Below are 18,936 nucleotides of genomic sequence, written 5' to 3'. Positions count from 1 at the left end.
TTTTAGCCATATGAAAAAGTTCCTATTCGTTGTCTACGTTTGCCTGTCAATTATTTCAGTAACAAATGCGCAAAAAAATCAGCCTATCAATATTATCTCTTATAACATTAGGTTAAATACATCATCAGATGGAGTAAATGCATGGCCAAATAGAAAAGATAATGTGAAAGCCCTTGTAAAATTTTATGATGCAGATATTTTATGTGTACAAGAAGCTTTACCAGAGCAGTTTGATTATATTGCTGAAGGAACTGATTTTGATGTGGTTGGTGTGGGCAGAGATGACGGAAAACGCAAAGGAGAATTTTCAGCAGTTTATTATAATAAAAATCGTTTTACAAAAAAAGATGGCGGTACTTTTTGGCTTTCAACAACTCCAGATGTGCCGAGTAAAGGCTGGGATGCGGCTTTAAACAGAGTTTGCTCTTGGGTGAGATTGTATGATAAATCTAACAAGAAGGAGTTTTTAGTTTTCAATACACATTATGATCATGTTGGCGTACAGGCCAGAATAGAATCAGCGAAATTGCTTAAGCAGAAAATTCAAGAAATTGCTCCAAAATTGCCTGTTGTTTTTACTGGCGATTTAAATGTAACTCCAGAAACTGAAGCTATAGCAACCATTAAATCATTTCTAACAGATAGCAAAGAAGTTTCTATAGAGCCACCTTATGGCCCAGATGGAACTTTCAATGCGTTTAAGTGGGATAGTCCTTTGAAAAACAGGATTGATTATATTTTTGTAAATAAGGCATTCAAGGTTCAAAAATATGCGGTATTGTCTGATAGTAAAGATCAACGCTATTATTCTGATCACTTGCCCGTATTTGTAAGGTTGATGTTTTAACTCGAAGTTTTGAGTTTGATTAGCTTTCCTGTACAGTTTTCGATTAATGGACAGTATTACCATTATCATTATATCTTAGAAACGTTAGCTTTTATAATTGGTGTAAGAGTTTATTATTTTTTAAAGAAAAAGGTTAAAGATCCTATCTCTGATGAGAATAGACTTTGGATTATGCTTGGTGCAATGCTTGGTGCACTTATCGGCTCTAGATTAGTAGCTATTTTAGAAACGCCAGGCCAACTCAGCGAAATCACTTTTATGACTTTGTATGCCAGTAAAACCATTGCAGGTGGTTTGCTTGGAGGCTTACTTGGTGTAGAAATTATCAAGAAATTTATTGGGGTAAGAGTTGCTTCTGGCGATTTGTATGTAGTGCCAATTCTTGTTGCCTTATTTATAGGAAGAATTGGTTGCTTATTAATGGGAGTTGAAGAACCTACATTTGGCGTAAAAACTAATTTTTTTATGGCAATGGATTTGGGCGACGGTATTAAAAGACATCCTGTTGCGCTGTATGAAATGATTTATATAGTTACACTTCTTTTACTATTTCAAGCAATTAAAAACAAAGATTTGATTAACGGTGACCGGTTTAAACTTTTTATGGTTTTGTATTTTCTTTACCGATTTTTAGTTGAGTTTATCAAACCTTATCAGCCATTATTTTTTAATTTAAGTAGCATACATTGGTCGGCGATATTAATTTTTTTGTATTATTATAAATTCATACCCAGGTTAATAATACAAATTTTAACTAATAAGCAAACTTATGGCTAACACGAGAGATTATATTTATTACGACTACACTAAAAGCTTGTGTCCAGAATGTTTGATGCTTTGCGATGCAAAAATAGTTTTTCAAGATGCCAAAGTATTTATGCTTAAGCATTGCAAAGTGCACGGAGATAGTAAAGTGATGATTGCTGATGACGTTGAGTATTACAAACAAATCAGAAATTACAATAAGCAATCAGAAATTCCTTTAAAATTTAATACAAAAGTGCATTATGGTTGTCCGTACGATTGCGGTTTATGTACCGACCACGAACAACATTCATGCTTAACGGTTATTGAAGTTACTGATCGATGCAATTTAGCTTGTCCTACCTGTTACGCCATGTCATCCCCAAATTATGGTAGACACAGAACTTTAGAGGAAATTGAACGAATGATGGATGTGGTTGTAGTTAATGAAGGTGAGCCGGATGTTGTGCAACTCTCTGGTGGTGAACCAACTGTACATCCTGACTTTTTTAAGATTTTAGATTTGGCCAAAACAAAGCCCATTAAACATTTAATGGTAAATACCAATGGTATCCGCATTGCAAAAGATATCAACTTTGTTAAAAAATTGGCGACTTACATGCCAGATTTTGAAATTTATTTGCAGTTCGATAGTTTTAGCGCTGATGTTTTGACAAAATTAAGAGGTGAAGATTTAACTGAGGTAAGGCGCAAAGCAATTGAGCATCTTAATCAATTTAATGTATCAACAACATTAGTGGTTACTTTACAAAATGGATTAAATGACCACGAGATAGGTGCGATATTAGCTTATGCGCTCAAGCAAAAATGTGTTAGAGGGGTAACTTTTCAGCCAACACAAGTTGCAGGTAGAAATGATGATTATAATGACCAACATGGAAGAATAACGCTAACAGAGGTAAGGAGAAAAATTTATGAGCAGCATCCAATATTTACTCCTCAAGATTTAATTCCTGTTCCTTGTAATCCAGATGCTTTATGTATGGCTTATGCGTTAAAAATTGGCGATGAAGTGATACCGATGACACATTTGATTAATCCTGAAGATTTATTGAATAACTCTAAAAATACCATCGTTTTTGAGCATGATGAAAAGTTAAAGGAACATATGCTTAATTTATTTAGCACCGGCGTTTCGGTAGATTGTGCAGAAGATACATTTGGCGAATTGATGTGTTGTTTGCCAAGAGTTAAATCTGATAATTTGAGTTATGATAATTTATTTCGCATCATTATCATGAATTTTATGGATCCTTTAGATTTTGATGTACGTGCGGTAAAAAAATCTTGTGTGCATATTGTGAGCGATAAGTATAAAATTGTTCCATTCGAAACGATGAATATTTTTTATCGAGATCAAAAAATTGATGGAATAAGAGAAAAATTAAACTTAAATTAGCATATGGGTTTGGCTGTTATAAGTATAATTTATTGGATAGCAGTAGCTATCATTTTTTTAATTGGTTTAGTGATGTTGATTGTAAAGTCTAGCAATAACTTGCCCTTAAAACCTGCATTAAGATTGCTAATAATTTCTGTAGTAATGTTAGTTATAGGCGTTGGCGCTTGTGCAGCAATTTTAGGAAGTTTAGGTGGGATGCATTAATCTTTCTTTTTACCTTCATCCTTTTTCCTTACAAAAACCATTGTATTTTTCGATGTTTCCCTAAGCCATTTTACTTGTTTGTTATTTACATGCTGGGTTTTTAGCGAGTCTGTTCCCATAAATTTAATCAGATAATATGATGTGATGGTTTTTGTGCCATCTTCTTTGGGTGTATGGCTAATGATTAAGCGGTCTTGATTTCCAATTTTATCGAAAATATAGCTGCCATCCATCAAGGTTTCAGTTTCTTTTCGCTCAGTAATACTTGTAAATTTATTATCCTCAGCAAACTTATAATTCAATTTCGTTTTACCCTTCGGACTTTTATAATCCCAAGTACCTTCAATAGTTTTGTAATTTACATCTTGAGCGTACAGAGGCATTGTGTAAATGCAGATCATTAAAAGAGTAACTAGAGATTTCATATCAAAGAATGTTATATAACTATATACAAAACAAACAGCACTTTGTTTGCACAACGGCTTTTTGCTTTCGGCTTTAAAATATATCTTTGCGTTTTACAAAATTTGTGTCTTATGAGTTTGAGGGTTTTATCTCATATCTCATATCTCACATCTCATATCTCAAAAAATGAAAATATCATATAGTTGGCTTAAACAATTTATACAAACCGATAAAACTCCGCAAGAAATTTCTTTAATCTTAACCGATATTGGTTTAGAAGTAGAAAGCTTGGAAAAAGTACAGTCAATTGTTGGTGGTTTAGAAGGCTTAGTAATTGGCTACGTAATTTCATGCGAGCAACACCCAAATGCAGATCGTTTACGTGTAACTAAAGTTGATGTTGGGACTGGCGAAAATTTGCAAATTGTTTGTGGAGCATCAAATGTATCAGCAGGTCAAAAAGTTGTAGTAGCAACTGTAGGTACAATGGTTTATCCAAATACCGGCGAACCTTTTCAAATCAATAAATCTAAAATTAGGGGCGAAGTTTCTGAAGGGATGATTTGTGCCGAAGATGAAATTGGTTTAGGCGATTCGCATGCTGGCATTATGGTTTTACCAGCAGACACACCTGTTGGCATTGCAGCTAAAAGCTATTTTAAAATGGAAGATGATTTCATGTTCGAAATTGGATTAACCCCAAACCGAGCAGATGCAGCCTCTCATTTAGGTGTAGCTAGAGATTTGGCCGCTTATTTAAGAATCCCTTACCAAATGCCAGATGTATCTGGATTTAAAATTGATAATGAGAATTTAACAATTGCCGTAAAAGTTGAAGATAACTTAGCTTGTAAACGTTACAGCAGTGTTACAATAAGTGGTGTAAAAGTACAATCATCACCAGATTGGTTAAAAGATAAATTGAAAGTTATCGGCATACGCCCGATAAACAATATTGTGGATGTAACCAATTACGTTTTGCATGAGCTTGGGCAACCTTTGCATGCTTTTGATGCAGACCAAATTAAAGGAAAACAAGTTATAGTTAAGAAATGCGATGAAGGCACACCTTTTGTAACCTTAGATGGTGTAGAGCGTAAACTTTCTGCAGATGATTTGATGATTTGCAATGCAGATGAACCGATGTGTATTGCTGGTGTTTTTGGCGGTAAAACTTCGGGCGTTAATGATGAAACAACTAATGTCTTTTTAGAAAGTGCTTATTTCGATTCGGTTAGTGTGCGTAAAACTTCTAAAAGACATAACCTTAAAACAGATGCCTCTTTTAGGTTTGAACGTGGAACTGATCCAGAAGTTACGGTAATCGCTTTGCAAAGAGCTGCATTATTAATTAAGGAAACTGCTGGTGGAGAAATTTCTTCATCAGTTTCTGATATTTATCCAGTTAAATCTAAACCTTTTGATGTTGAGGTTAGCTATGCCAATATTGTAAAACTCATAGGACAAGAAATTGCTGCTGAAGAAATTAAGGCGATCATTTTAGCTTTAGGAATTGAAGTTTTTGCAGAAACAGCAGAAAGCTTAAGTTTAAAAGTTCCGGCTTATAAGGTTGATGTTACCCGTGAGTGTGATGTAACTGAAGAGGTTTTGCGTATTTATGGTTACAATAATATCCATATCCCAACAAAAGTTAACGCGTCTTTGGCTTATACGGCAAAGCCGAATAAAGAAAATGTACAAAATCTAATAGCCGATATGCTAACTGCAAATGGCTTTTTAGAAGTTTGGTGTAACTCTTTAACCCGCTCATCATTTTCTAAAAATCCCGATGAAGCAGTACAGATTTTAAATCCACTAAGTTCTGATTTAAATGTAATGCGCCAAAGTTTATTGCAGCCCGCTTTAGAAAGTGTTGCCTACAACCAAAACAGAAGAAATATCGATTTAAAGTTATATGAATTTGGTAAAACTTATCATTTAATTGGCGAGCAATACATAGAAAGACCTCGCTTGTTGGTTTTAATTAGCGGAGCAAAACAAACTGAGCAATGGAACCAGGTTTCAACACCATCAAATTTTTATAATTTAAAAGCTGCGGTTGATGGCATTTTGGGTCGTTTAGGTTTAGCTAATTTCCAAACAGAAGAAATTAAAAATGATGAGTTTGCTTTTGGTTTAAGGTATTTTAGGGGAAACCAGACTTTGGTAACTTATGGCGCAGTTACTGCAGCAGATAAAAAACAAACTGGGGTTGATAAGGATGTTTTCTATGCAGATTTCGATTGGGCATATATGTTGGATGCCATCCGCAAAAATAAAATTGTAAATAAAGAAGTAGCTAAATATCCGGCAGTAAGACGAGATCTTTCTATGTTGGTTGATAAAGAAACAACTTTTGATCAGCTGAAATCTATTGCCTTTAAAACCGAGAAAAAGCTATTAAAAGAAGTACAAATATTTGATGTTTTTGAGGGTGATAAATTACCTGAAGGCAAAAAATCTTATGCATTAAACTTTACTTTACAGGATGAAGAACAAACTTTAACTGACAAGCAAATTGATGCAATTATGCAAAAGATTATCGCTAACTTAGCCCAAACTGCGAAAGCAGAAATACGATAAAAGAAATGACAGAATAATTGAGGGATAGAATTATTGAGTTTTAGCATTCATTCTCTCATTTAAAATTCGCTCATTCAAAATTAAATTTAATAATGTCATCAATTGCAGAACAATTAGATAGTGTAATTCATAAAACAGCTCGCTTAATTGAGCTTTGCAATGCTTTGCAAGAAGAAAATGACTTATTAAAAAAAGAAAATGAACAAACAAAAGCAGCTTTAGAAACTGCTAAAATAAAGCATAATGATCTTGATGAAAAGCTAAGAGTACTTAAATTAGCTAAAAGTATTGAGGGAACAAGTGAAAAGACACTTGATATAAAGCAAAAAATTAACGAATTTGTGCGGGAGATTGATAAGTGTGTAGTGTTGCTTAAAAAATAAGTAACATCAAAAAATTGAAACAAAGCTAAAAAATGGGAGAAATCTCTATTAAAATAACTATCTCCGACCGTATTTACCCGCTAAAGGTGAATATGGAAGAAGAAGAAATTGTTAGACGAGCGGCTAAGATTATCAACGAGCGTATAAAAGACTACCAAGAAAATTATGCGGTTAGAGATAAGCAAGATTTGCTCTCGATGGCGGTGTTGCATTATGCAACAGCGGTTTTGAGAACAGAGTATAAGGTGCAGAATCAAGATACTGCAGTTGCCGATAAAGTTGAAGAATTAGATAGTTTATTAAAAGGGTTTTTCTCTAAATAAAACGTTCTTTATAAATAATTTGGATAAAGATAAATTCATTTTATTCGAGTTATATAGCTAATAAAATTTGGCCGTGGCTAAGTTTTTATGTTTCAATATTTGTAGTTTAAAATCTTTCAGCTGTGCTGTGAGATCATCAACCTACACATGATTCATAAATATTTAGTTACGGTTTTTTTATTTAAAACAACCGCCATGATTGTCAATTACAATACAATAACAAATTATGGCAGCTTGATCATAAATAAAGAAAAATTTAAACAAATCAAAAAATGGACATAATAGACATAGCAGGTATAATTGGAGGAGTTTTAGCCAGCTTAGCCTTAGGTATAGTAATAGGAAGATACCTACTGCGCAATCTTTTGAAACAGCAAGAAATAGCTGCTCAAAACAAAGCGAAAAAAATATTAAGAGATGCAGAAAGTAATGCAGAAATTTTAAAAAAAGATAGATTACTTGAAGCGAAAGAGAAGTTTTTACAGTTAAAAGCTGAGCATGAGCAGCATGTAAATTCACGTAACAATGAAATCAATCAACGTGAAAATAGCATTAAACAAAAAGAGCAATCATTAAATTCTAAATTAGAAAACCTTAACCGTAAAGAACAAGAGTTAGATACCCATAAATCTAATTTAGAAAAACAAACTGCTCTTGCCGTTAAAAAACAAGAAGAAGTTGATTTGTTAAAAAATCAGCATGTAAAACAATTAGAAACTATTGCAGGACTGAGCGCCGAAGAAGCTAAAAATCAATTGGTAGAGAACATGAAGAGCGAAGCTCGCTCTCAAGCCATGATGCAGGTTAAAGATATTGTTGATGAGGCCAAATTAACAGCTAGTAAAGAAGCCAAGAAAGTGGTTATCCAAACCATACAGCGTACTGCTTCAGAAGCTGCAATTGAGAATTCAGTTTCTATTTTCCATATTGATAGCGATGAAATTAAAGGTCGTGTTATTGGTAGAGAGGGAAGAAATATCCGTGCATTAGAAGCTGCAACTGGAATTGAAATTATAGTTGATGATACCCCAGAAGCCATTATTTTATCTGGTTTTGATCCGGTAAGACGTGAGATTGCTCGTTTGGCTTTACACCGTTTGGTTACCGATGGTCGTATTCACCCAGCTCGTATTGAAGAGGTGGTTGCCAAGACCAAAAAACAAATTGAAGATGAGATTGTAGAAATTGGTGAACGTACAGTAATTGATTTGGGTATACACGGTTTGCATCCAGAATTGATTAGAATGGTTGGGCGTATGCGTTACCGTTCATCATACGGACAAAATTTATTACATCACTCTCGTGAGGTAGCTAATTTTTGTGCAACCATGGCGGCTGAGCTTGGCTTAAATGCGAAAATGGCTAAACGTGCTGGTTTGTTACATGATATAGGTAAAGTGCCTGATGATAATCCTGAATTGCCACACGCAATCTTAGGGATGCAATTGGCAGAAAAATATAAAGAGCATCCAGAAATCTGTAATGCTATTGGAGCTCACCATGATGAGATCGAGATGACATCAATGATTTCTCCAATTATTCAGGCTTGCGATTCTATTTCTGGTGCAAGGCCAGGTGCTCGTCGTGAAGTTGTAGAAAGTTACATTAAACGTTTAAAAGAATTAGAAGAACTGGCACTTTCATATCCTGGTGTTGAGAAAACTTTTGCGATACAAGCAGGTAGAGAGTTGCGTGTAATTGTAGAAAGTGAAAGAATTACTGATGCACAGGCAGAATTGTTAGCAGCAGATATTTCTAACCGAATCCAAACCGAAATGACTTATCCTGGTCAGATTAAGGTTACCGTAATTAGAGAAACTAGGTCTGTAGCATTTGCGAAGTAAAAAATTGATTACACAGATTTAAAAGATTACACAGATTTTTTTAAGCGTTCCGTTTTAACGGAACGCTTTTTTTATATTTACTTAAATTTTAACCATCACTTTGTGTACTTGGTGCCTCTGTGGTAAAATTACCAATATGAAAACTGTTGAACAAAAACGCCCTGTAGATATACTTTTTGATAAATATGCAGAAAGTCACCAGAACCAAACTAATGAATTAATTCATTGGATTTGTGTTCCGCTAATTGTTTTTAGTTTATTGGGTTTAGTATGGCAAATCCCTTTTCCACATCTAGATTTTTTAGGGCAGTATAATGGTTATTTAAATTGGGCTTCTTTTTTAATTGCCTTTGCTATGTATTACTATTTTACCCTTTCTCCGGTCTTATTTTTTATCATGATCTGGATTATTGGCTTAATGAGTTACATCATTGTTAAAATAGAATTAATGGTAGGTTTAGGAAGTTCAACGGCTTACCTAATTTATACATCAATATTTGTTTTGGCGTGGGTAGGTCAATTTATTGGTCATAAAATAGAAGGCAAAAAGCCATCGTTTTTAGATGATGTTAAGTTTCTTTTAATTGGTCCAATTTGGCTTTTGCATTTTGTGTGCAAAAAAGTAGGACTAAGATATTAAATTAGAGTAGAGCTCTGAAATGATATTAAGCTAAACCAAATAGTAGGTAGCTAAAATGTTGATTATAATTTGAAGCGCAACACCTGTACAATTATTAATGTTGGTCCCGCTTTTCGTTACAAGTTTTTACCCCTAAATCCCCTAAAGGGAACTTAGGGCAAAAAATCTTTCCACTGCAATCGGGGCTAAAAAATTAGGGCATTGCACCATACAAAGTCGCCGAAGAACAGCAACTCTATACTATAAACTCCTTCCTGTGCGTTAGGCAGGCGATTACAAAGCGGGGCTGCAATTGCCGGACAAGTAACACCATGGTTTTTCAAAACTTCGCTAAAAATTCATCATCTTAATCAGCAATCGGTACATTGAGAGGCGTTATGCCTAAGTTAATTTTAAGTTAATAGCTATTTATTCATTTGATTAACAATGTTGTCGAAAAAATTACCTCAGAACCTAAATTAACTTATCATTTAACAATGAGTTAACATGATGGTAAACGAATGGTAATTTGTAGCTAACATATAGCTAACATTGTGGTAATAGTTTTGCCTAAACAAAAAATAGGCAAATTGAAATCACAATTAACTCTTAAAAAAGCATTCATAACACTACTATTTGTAGTTGTTGGTGCAACTGTTTTCGCTCAAGGAACAGGCAAAATTGCAGGAACTGTAACAGATAGTAAAACAGGCGAAACACTAATTGGTGTTTCTGTTAAAATTGCAGGTACTACAAAAGCTGTTGGTACAGATGTAGAAGGTAGATTTTCATTGGGTGGGTTAGCTAATGGAAAATATGTTCTGGAAGTTTCTTATATCAGTTACGCTAAAAAAAATATTACTGATGTTGAGGTTAAAAACGGACTTACTACTACTGTAAATGTAGGCTTAGAAGAGGCAGGTTCTACCCTCAATCAAGTTGTAATTACTACATCAGTAAAGCAAGAGTCTGTTAATACGCTTTATGCTGCACAAAAAAATAGCATTCGCATTTCAAGCGGTATCTCTGCAGATCAAATAAGAAAATCTCCTGATAAGAACACATCTGAAGTATTAAAAAGAGTAAGTGGAGCAAGTATTCAAGATGGAAAATTCTTAGTGATAAGAGGTTTGTCTGACAGGTATAACGTAGCTTTAATAAATAACTCTTTATTGCCAAGTACTGAGCCAGACAGAAGAGCATTTTCATTCGACATTATTCCGTCGAACATGATCGACAAAATTGTGATCAATAAAACGGCTAGTCCAGATTTGCCAGGTGATTTCGCAGGTGGTGTTACTCAGGTAGTAACAAAGGATATTCCTGATAGCAAATTCATTAATTTTTCTGTGTCTACGGGCTACAATACCCAATCTACTTTCAGAGATTTTGTTTCAAACAAAAGGAATAGTACAGATTTCTTAGGTTTTGATGATGGAACACGTAGTTTGCCTACAAATTTCCCATCTACAAGAGCAAAATACAATAGTGCATCAACAGATTTAAGGCTTGCATTCTCTCGCCTTTTACCTAATTTATATGCTGATAAAACAAGCACAGCTTTACCATTGCAAAACTATCAGTTTACATGGGGTAATGTGGCGAAGTTTAAAAACGAAGGTACTTTTGGTAGCATAATTTCTTTAAATTATAGAAGAGAACAAAATCAAAGACAGGCAGAAAGAGAGTCCTTTGATGGGATTAACTTCATCAATAAATACGAAGATTTAAACTATAGATATAATGTTGCTTTAGGTGGATTAGCTAATTTCTCATATAAGATTAAACGTAACAAGATATCCTTTAAAAACTTATTTAACCAATCTTTTGAAGATAGCTATATTAGTAGAACAGGATTCATTAATCAGAATACGGATATTAGGTATAACTCATCAGAAGTAAACCAAAAGTCACTATTAAGTTCTCAATTAGAAGGTGAGCATCAAATTGGCACTAAAAGTTTAAAATTAGACTGGAACTTAAATTATGCATTAATTAAAAGAGAGCAGCCTGATTTAAGAACTATTATGTATGGAAGCATCCAAAATTCAAATGCTCCTTTTAGTTTAATAGATAATAATACCAAGAGGTTTTTCTCAGACTTGAATGAAGATAATTATGGTGGAAATGTTGCTTTAAGTATGCCATTTACATTTCTTAATAATAAAAGTTTAGTTAAGGTTGGTGGTTTAAAGCAAGTTAAAAAGAGAGAGTTTGATGCAAGAATATTCTTGTATACTGAAGCTAGTTCTAGTCAGTTTGATAACGGAAAATTAATTTTACCAAAAGACTTAATATTTAGTGAGGCAAATATTGCTCGCAACGGTTTCGTATTAGATGAAATTACAAATAATCAGGATAGTTACACAGGAGAAACAGACCTAAATGCTGGATTTTTAATGTTAGACAATACTTTAACTGATAAATTGAGATTAATATGGGGTGCTAGAGTTGAGGGTTATAACCAAACTATAAATGCACTAAACAGCACTGGAAGTAGAGTTTCTTATGATCAAAACTTTTTGGACGTGCTACCTTCTGCCAATTTAACTTATACACTATCGCCAAAAGCAAATTTTCGGTTGTCTGGTTCTAGAACAGTAACAAGACCTGAATTAAGAGAGTTAGCACCGTTTGTGTTTATTAACCAAGAAGAAAATGTGCAAATTGCAGGTAACCCAGATTTGGTTAGAAGTCAAAATACAAATGCAGATATTCGTTATGAATTTTATCCTTCTCCTGGAGAGGCTTTAACTTTATCAGTTTTTTATAAAAACTTCCAAAAACCTATTGAGCAGGTAACAGATGGAACATCAACTGCTGACAATTTAAAATTTAGCTATCAAAATGCCGATGAAGCATATATGTATGGTTTTGAGTTAGATGTTCGCAAAAAATTAAATTTCATTTCAGATGCAGCATGGTTAGAGAACTTTATCGCTTTCGCAAACTTTACTTATTTAAAGTCTGAAGTAAAATCTACTACACCTGGTTTTAAAACAAGACAATTACAAGGGTTATCGCCATTTTTAATTAATGCAGGTATACAGTACAATTCTACGCAAACAGGTCTTTCCTTTAATGCACTTTATAATAGAATAGGTGATAGAATTGGTAAAGTTGGTAATGAATCGGTGCCAAACATCTATGAAAAAGGAAGAGATATTTTCGATTTCCAAGTATCAAAAAAGGTGTTAAAGAATAGGGGAGAAATCAAATTAAATGTTTCTGATATTCTAAACCAATCTAATGTATCATTCTTAAATTTTGGTCCTGACGATAAGAAATTCAACAGGGCTGATGATGCTGTTTTTTACAGCTATAAAAGTGGAACAAACTTTACTTTAGGATTCACTTATAACATAGACTTTAAAGGCAAATAATTATTTAACAATAAGTTAACCAACCGTTGTCTTTAAGTTTAAAGTAGCATGGTTAATTTGTACAAAGAAAAAATAATAAATAAATATGAAAAATTTCAAAGTATTATTAGCAACGTTTTCAATCGTAGCTATCATTATGTCTGGCTGTAATAAGAATAATGATGAACCAGAAGTTATCGAACCAGTTGCTCCAGAAACTATTCCAAGCAATATTTCTGCAAATAAAACTTTAACTAATGATAGGGTTTGGATTTTAAAAGGTGAAACTCACGTTCAAAGCGGAGCGGTTTTAACGATTGATGCTGGTACAATAATTAGAAGTGATGTTTCTAGCAAAGGAGCCTTGGTTATTGATAAGGGAGCAAGAATTGAAGCGGTGGGTACTGCAGATAAGCCAATCGTTTTCACCTCTGGTAGACCAGTTGGAGAAAGAAACCCTGGTGATTGGGCTGGAATTACAATAATTGGTAATGCACCAACTAATAGAACCTCGGTAGGTATTGTTGAGGGTGGTGTTACTGGTACTTTTGGATTAGGTACGGTAAGTAATGATAATTCGGGAACATTAAAGTATGTTCGTATTGAATATGCTGGTGTTGCTTTTAGTACAAACAGTGAAGTAAATGCGTTAAGTTTATATGCGGTTGGTAGTGCTACAACATTAGATCATATTCAAGTTTCTTACGCACAAGACGATGCTTTCGAATTCTTCGGAGGTACAGTAAATGGTAAATATTTAGTTGCTTATGGTACTAAAGATGATGACTTCGATTTTGATTTTGGATATTCAGGTAAATTGCAGTTTTGTGTAAGTTATAAATTAGCGAACTTTTACGATGCTGCTGACCAGAGTAATGGTATTGAGTGTGATAATGAAGGTACTGTTCCTACAACTGGTCCATCTGCACCAATCACAAAACCAATCTTATCAAACTTTACATTTGTTGGTACTAATGGTAATGATGCCGTTGGTTCTACAAACAACTTCGCAGTTCGTTTCAGAAGAGCTTCTAGATTTGCATTACACAATTCGGTATTACTAGGTTATAAAGCTGCTGGTTTTTCTATCGAATCTTCATTTACAGCAGCCGATTATTTATCAGGTGCTGCAACATTTAAAAATAATTTGGTTCATGCAGTAGCTAATCCTTACCAATCTTTTGATGCAAGTGCTCAAGGTATAATTACAAGTGCTGCTATTAAAACTAAAGCAGAATTAGAGGGGTCTGTTACATTAGCTTCAGCTACTGACGCAAACTTAAAAGCACCATTTAATGCAACTGCACCAGATTTAGTGCCGAACACTGGTTCTCCAGCTTTAGCAGGTACTTGGGTTAGCCCAGATAATTCTACTTTCTTCACCTCGGTAACCTATAGAGGCGCATTTAGTGCAACTGATAATTGGATGGCTAACTGGACTAACTTTAATCCAGGTCAAAAAGTTTATTAATACATCTTTCAAAATATAAAAAATGCCGAAGTTTTAAACTTCGGCATTTTTTTTTGGCTTATTATTTTTTACTTGCTACTGCTTTTTTAACCGCCTTTGGTTTGGCTACTTTTTCCACCTGTACTTCTTCAGTTTTTGCTATCGGAGCTGGTTCTTCAACAACTTCTTTAGCAAGCCCTAATTCAACTTTTTTGCTTAACTGTTTTGCGAATTTCTCAATAATTGATTTCGTTTTTTTGGCTTTTCCGTATTCAGCAACAACGGCTGTAAACGCACTTATAAGTTTATCTTCTAGTTCTTTCTTAGCTTTTTTGGTTTCAGATTTCGATTTTTCTTTCTTCATAATGATCAAATTTTAATAATTCCAAAGATAGGCAGCATAGAAATTCGTTAGTATTATCATTATGTTAACTCAACCGAGTGATTTAACACAAATTGACGATGCTATTTTAGTGTAGATGGGGCATAGGCATACACAATTTGGTAGGGCGTGTTTTTAAATTCTGCAGACAATTGTCCAATCTTTAATTTTTGCTTTTGTGGTGTTGGTTCGCAAACAGAATATGATTTTCCTTGGTAGACCACTACATCTCCAACTGGCTTTTCAAATTCAACAGCCATTGTTAAATGAGTAGGATATAAAATAGCAATCATTGGTAAATTATAGATCTCTTTCACTAAATAAAAAAATAAAGCGGCTCTATCATCGCAATCACTTGCTTTAGTTAATAATGTTTGCTCAGGTGATAATCGCTTTTCTTTGCCAAAATTAGTTTCATCATCTTCATACAAAAATGCATACCTGGTAAATCGCATCAAATAATCAACTCCGTTTTTTGTATTCATCTTTTTTAAGTTTTCCTTTAACGTTGGGATAAATGAATGATAAGTTTCTCTGCTTAAAGGAATGTTGAAGTAAGTTTCAAAATCAACAACTGGATAATTGGTGAAAATACTTTCGACCTCATCACTGATTTTGATCTTAAAATGATAAGACTTTTGTTTGTAACTAAACTCAATTTGTTTATCGCTGTAATTTTCCGGCTTAAAATCTGGCAGTCTTGTTACTTTATAACTAAACGGTTGATTTGCTTGGGGAATGTCGATTTTAACAGGAACATACACACTTTCCCGATTAAACAATTTACCAAAATCATGGTAATTTAAGCACATGTATTTTTTCTGGTCAACCGTAAAGGACGGAATGTCAGAAATATCTTCATCATTACATACATAAAAAATGAGTTGATTATTTCCTATGGCCAATTTAGCATCATAACCAGATTTAACCATTAAAAACCATTTATATAAAGTGTATCTATTGTAGTTATCCCTTTTCGGACTAAGTTGTTCAGCTGTTTTTCTTATCAATTGATAATACAACCAATCATTCAGTTTATATTCTGTTTTATACTTTAAAAGAGCGTTGATAAGAGTTTGGTGATTACTTTTGCTAATTTCTGTATAAAAAGACCAAACTGCTTCTTTGTTTAATTGTGAATTAAAACTAATATTTACCGTTTCATCTGCCGTAAAATTAAAAGTGTGCTCATAAAAATCTACAGCATATTGTTGGGCTTTTGTATTGCTGTTGTTAAGTATCAATATCAATATAAATACAATCAAACTTTTGGCAAATGTTTTCATGCTGTTAATATTTAGTTAACATTAAATGTAGTTAAAATTAACAATCAATCAATATTAAGTTTTTCATTAACATAACTGATACTTAACATCAGTTTAACATCCTAAATCTACTTTTGTGGTGTTAAATATTTGGTTAATAAATAACAAGTTTAGGTTAGTTAGTAAAGCAAAAAGCCACGATGGATGTCGTGGCTTTTGTTATTTGTACTCATGGGATGAATATAAAAATTGTGCTATATTCATCCGATGACTATTTCCGAGCAATGTTTAAAAATTCTTTCCAATTTTCTCCAACATCTCTGCCGGAATTTTATGCGCATCAACCACTAAAAATCCATCTAAACAATCAGAAAATTTAGGATCAATATTAAAGCAGATAATTTTGGCATTTAAATTCATATACTGTCTTAGTAAAACAGGAATTTTAATATGAGAATTTTCAATATCACCAATTAATCCATCTAAATCTTTAAGCGATTCACTACTTTCTACCAATAAATCTCTATCAATTGCGGTTAAATCTGCTTTAAATTTATTCTTAGGTTTTACGTAAGATGCCAATTCATAATCAAAATGGTTTTTAATGATGTAATCTACAATCAGCGATTTAGATAATTTCGAGAAATTATTGCTAATGCTTACCGGTCCAAACATGTAACGGTATTGGGGATTGTCAATCAAATATTTTAAAATCCCTTTCCAAAGCAAAAACAATGGAAGCGGTTTCTGTTGATATTCTTTTCTAATCCACGATCTCCCTAATTCTATACCTTGTCTTAATATCGGGTAAAATGGCTCTTTAATTTTAAACAATTCCGATAGGTAAAAACCTCTTCGGCCCATGGTATCCAAAATTTCGTCGCCCTTGCCAATTCTATAAGCACCAACAATATTTTGTAAATCTTTATCCCAAATAAATAAGTGATTATAATAGATGTCGTAATTATCTAAATCTATTTTCTTATTGGTACCTTCTCCAACTTCTCTAAAAGTAATTTCACGTAAACGACCAATTTCTCTTAAAATATTGGGGATACTTGCCGTTGGCACTATATAAACTTCATAGTTTTTTTCTTCCCAAACCCTAAATTCTTCTAGTTTAGTAACCTCTTTAACAATTAATTCTCGATCAGTTTCTGGTACAATGGCATCAGGTTTTTTCTTTATCTTAAATAAATTTATCGGGTTAAAAAGCTTTTTCTCTTGTTCTAGGCTTGTTCCAAGTGCATAAGTTCTTGCCCTTAAAAAATCTAGTAATTTATTAGTGTCCTTTTTATAACTGATATCTTCAATTTTAATAGGCTTGCCAATTCTAACTTTAATTTTAAGTCCTTTTTTGTTTAAAAATTCTGATGGTAATTTGGCAGTTCTTAAAGTTGGATGAATAAAACTTAAGATGTTAAAAAGTACGCCGTTATTGCCATGAAAATAAATTGGTACAACCGGAACTTTTGATCTAGAAATTAGCTTGCCAACCACCGGGTGCCACAATCTATCTGTAATTTCTTGAGTTTCTAAATTAAAGGTAGAAACCTCTCCAGCTGGGAAAATCCCGATAGGAGTACCACTTTGCAATAAATCGAAAGTAGCCTTTAAACCGCTAATGCTTGATGAATGCTGAACATTTTCAAATGGATTTACGGCCACAAAAAACTCACTTAGATTAGGGATTTTTTTAAGAATAAAATTAACCATTACCTTGGCCTCTGGTCTCACTGTACACAAAAGCTTTACCAAAGCTAAACCTTCTACGCCACCATATGGGTGGTTTGCAATGGCAATAAAACCGCCGGTTTTTGGTATATTTTTTAAATCATCCTCATCAAAATCTATAGATACGCCAATAGTTTCTAAAATTTTGTCTACAAACTCTAAACCTGCAAAATGCTCATTTTTACTAAAAACCTTATTAATGTCATTCAGCTTCATCAGCTCCATTAATAAAGTAGCCAGACCAGGTACACCTAACTTATCAATATTAGTTGCTTTGGCAAATTCTTGTTTGGTAATAATCTTCATCTAAATAGCTTGCATTAATTTATAAAGCAATTTCAAAAATAAAGATTTATATTTAGACTACGTATGCTAAATTTAAAACATACCAGTTTTTAGCTAAGTTTTACATCCGTAACACAATAACATTAATATATATATCAAATGCTATTTAAAAAATGGTTAGTAGAGTATTTTAGCTTTACCAAAAGAGAATATAATGGCTTACTTACGCTAACGTTCATTTTAATTCTCATTACAGCATTTCCGTATGCCTATAAACAATTTTTTCTAAGTCCAACTTTTATGACTACTACAGCGCAAAATGCTTTGACTAAGTTGATATTAGTTAATAAAAACCAATCAAATTATTCTTATCAAAATACCCAAAATGATATCGAAGATGCCGATTTAAAAAAATCATTCACTCTTTTTAATTTTGATCCCAATACCATTGATGCTTCAGATTGGCAAAAATTAGGTCTATCTGCTAAACAGGCTCAATCTATTATCAATTACCGCAATAAGGGTGGCAAGTTTTACAAACCAGAAGATCTGCAAAAAATGTACACTATCTCATCAGAAAAATATCAGGCTTTGCTGCCTTACATTCGAATCGAGGGCAAAGATTTTGGTGGTAATTTTGAGAAAAAAACTTATCCTGATAAGGTTCCTTATTTAAAAAAGGAATTAGCGATTATAGATATCAATAATGCAGACACTTTACAATTAGATGAAATTAAAGGTGTTGGAGCTGCTTTTGCAAGGCGAATTGCCAATTACAGAAATAAATTAGGTGGCTTTTACAAAAAAGAACAACTGCTAGAAGTTTTTGGGTTAGATACTGCCAAATTTATCGAAATTAAAGATCAGGTTAAAATTGATGCTTCAGCTATTAAAAAAATCAATATCAATACGGCAACTTTTGATGATCTGAAAGGTCATCCTTACCTAAAATTTAAACAAATTAATGCAATTATACAGTATAGAAAACAGCATGGCAACTTTAATAAACCAGAAGATTTAAAGAATGTGCTTATCTTATCGCCTCAAACAATTCAAAATTTAACACCCTATCTTACATTTTAA

The 18,936-nt window shown here is 33.2% G+C and carries 16 protein-coding genes; 12 read left to right on the top strand and 4 right to left on the bottom strand.

What is annotated here, in order from left to right:
* Positions 1-10: 10 nt before the first annotated feature.
* Genes AC07XU_RS00800 through AC07XU_RS00785 form a run of 4 tightly spaced genes read left to right on the top strand, consistent with a single transcriptional unit; the run spans position 11 to position 3,218 of the window.
* Complete coding sequence (locus AC07XU_RS00800) at positions 11-847, top strand: endonuclease/exonuclease/phosphatase family protein (RefSeq protein WP_494941724.1); 837 nt, start codon at positions 11-13, stop codon at positions 845-847.
* Between the two features lie 9 nt (positions 848-856).
* Positions 857-1,624 (top strand): prolipoprotein diacylglyceryl transferase, encoded by a 768-nt coding sequence (locus AC07XU_RS00795; RefSeq protein ID WP_494941723.1) that lies wholly within the window; start codon positions 857-859, stop codon positions 1,622-1,624.
* Positions 1,617-3,011: a radical SAM protein gene (locus AC07XU_RS00790; protein ID WP_494941722.1), complete on the top strand. Its 1,395-nt coding sequence runs from the start codon at positions 1,617-1,619 to the stop codon at positions 3,009-3,011. Before AC07XU_RS00795 ends, AC07XU_RS00790 begins: the two co-directional genes overlap by 8 nt.
* Before the next feature lie 3 nt (positions 3,012-3,014).
* Positions 3,015-3,218 carry a hypothetical protein gene (locus AC07XU_RS00785; protein ID WP_494941721.1) on the top strand — a complete coding sequence of 68 codons (204 nt, stop codon included), beginning with the start codon at positions 3,015-3,017 and terminating at the stop codon, positions 3,216-3,218.
* On the opposite strand, the gene AC07XU_RS00780 is transcribed toward AC07XU_RS00785, so the two are convergent.
* Positions 3,215-3,643 carry a hypothetical protein gene (locus tag AC07XU_RS00780; RefSeq protein ID WP_494941720.1) on the bottom strand — a complete coding sequence of 143 codons (429 nt, stop codon included), beginning with the start codon at positions 3,641-3,643 and terminating at the stop codon, positions 3,215-3,217. The two genes, AC07XU_RS00785 and AC07XU_RS00780, sit on opposite strands and share 4 nt — an antisense overlap.
* A gap of 166 nt (positions 3,644-3,809) precedes the next feature.
* Between AC07XU_RS00780 and pheT the strand changes: the two genes are divergently transcribed.
* The 7 genes from pheT to AC07XU_RS00745 all read left to right on the top strand — a co-directional run bounded on the left by pheT (position 3,810) and on the right by AC07XU_RS00745 (position 14,208).
* Positions 3,810-6,206: a phenylalanine--tRNA ligase subunit beta gene (gene pheT / locus AC07XU_RS00775; RefSeq protein ID WP_494941719.1), complete on the top strand. Its 2,397-nt coding sequence runs from the start codon at positions 3,810-3,812 to the stop codon at positions 6,204-6,206.
* A 92-nt stretch (positions 6,207-6,298) separates the two neighbouring features.
* On the top strand, positions 6,299-6,589 hold the full coding sequence (locus AC07XU_RS00770) for a hypothetical protein (protein ID WP_494941718.1): 291 nt from the start codon (positions 6,299-6,301) through the stop codon (positions 6,587-6,589).
* A gap of 32 nt (positions 6,590-6,621) precedes the next feature.
* Positions 6,622-6,912, top strand: a complete 291-nt coding sequence (locus tag AC07XU_RS00765; RefSeq protein WP_494941717.1) for a cell division protein ZapA — start codon at positions 6,622-6,624, stop codon at positions 6,910-6,912.
* A gap of 272 nt (positions 6,913-7,184) precedes the next feature.
* Positions 7,185-8,756, top strand: a complete 1,572-nt coding sequence (rny, locus tag AC07XU_RS00760) for a ribonuclease Y (protein WP_494941716.1) — start codon at positions 7,185-7,187, stop codon at positions 8,754-8,756.
* Positions 8,757-8,892: 136 nt separating this feature from the next.
* Complete coding sequence (locus tag AC07XU_RS00755; protein WP_494941715.1) at positions 8,893-9,396, top strand: Mpo1 family 2-hydroxy fatty acid dioxygenase; 504 nt, start codon at positions 8,893-8,895, stop codon at positions 9,394-9,396.
* Between the two features lie 569 nt (positions 9,397-9,965).
* Positions 9,966-12,758: a TonB-dependent receptor gene (locus AC07XU_RS00750; protein ID WP_494941714.1), complete on the top strand. Its 2,793-nt coding sequence runs from the start codon at positions 9,966-9,968 to the stop codon at positions 12,756-12,758.
* 85 nt (positions 12,759-12,843) lie between these two features.
* Positions 12,844-14,208, top strand: coding sequence for a beta-helix domain-containing protein (locus AC07XU_RS00745; protein ID WP_494941713.1), 1,365 nt, complete (start codon positions 12,844-12,846; stop codon positions 14,206-14,208).
* A gap of 61 nt (positions 14,209-14,269) precedes the next feature.
* Here AC07XU_RS00745 and AC07XU_RS00740 read toward each other — a convergent pair whose 3' ends face one another.
* From AC07XU_RS00740 to AC07XU_RS00730, 3 genes are all read right to left on the bottom strand, one after another.
* A complete protein-coding gene (locus AC07XU_RS00740) occupies positions 14,270-14,551 on the bottom strand; it encodes a hypothetical protein (protein ID WP_494941712.1) in 282 nt (93 codons plus the stop codon).
* 101 nt (positions 14,552-14,652) lie between these two features.
* A complete protein-coding gene (locus AC07XU_RS00735; RefSeq protein ID WP_494941711.1) occupies positions 14,653-15,855 on the bottom strand; it encodes a hypothetical protein in 1,203 nt (400 codons plus the stop codon).
* 267 nt (positions 15,856-16,122) lie between these two features.
* On the bottom strand, positions 16,123-17,874 hold the full coding sequence (locus AC07XU_RS00730; protein WP_494941710.1) for a bifunctional lysophospholipid acyltransferase family protein/GNAT family N-acetyltransferase: 1,752 nt from the start codon (positions 17,872-17,874) through the stop codon (positions 16,123-16,125).
* Positions 17,875-18,012: 138 nt separating this feature from the next.
* Here AC07XU_RS00730 and AC07XU_RS00725 point away from each other — a divergent pair, with 138 nt between their 5' ends.
* Positions 18,013-18,936: a ComEA family DNA-binding protein gene (locus AC07XU_RS00725; RefSeq protein ID WP_494941709.1), complete on the top strand. Its 924-nt coding sequence runs from the start codon at positions 18,013-18,015 to the stop codon at positions 18,934-18,936.

The sequence above is a fragment of the Pedobacter sp. GW456-11-11-14-TSB4 genome (genome assembly GCF_059424425.1).
This window is presented reverse-complemented; position numbering and strand designations above follow the sequence as displayed.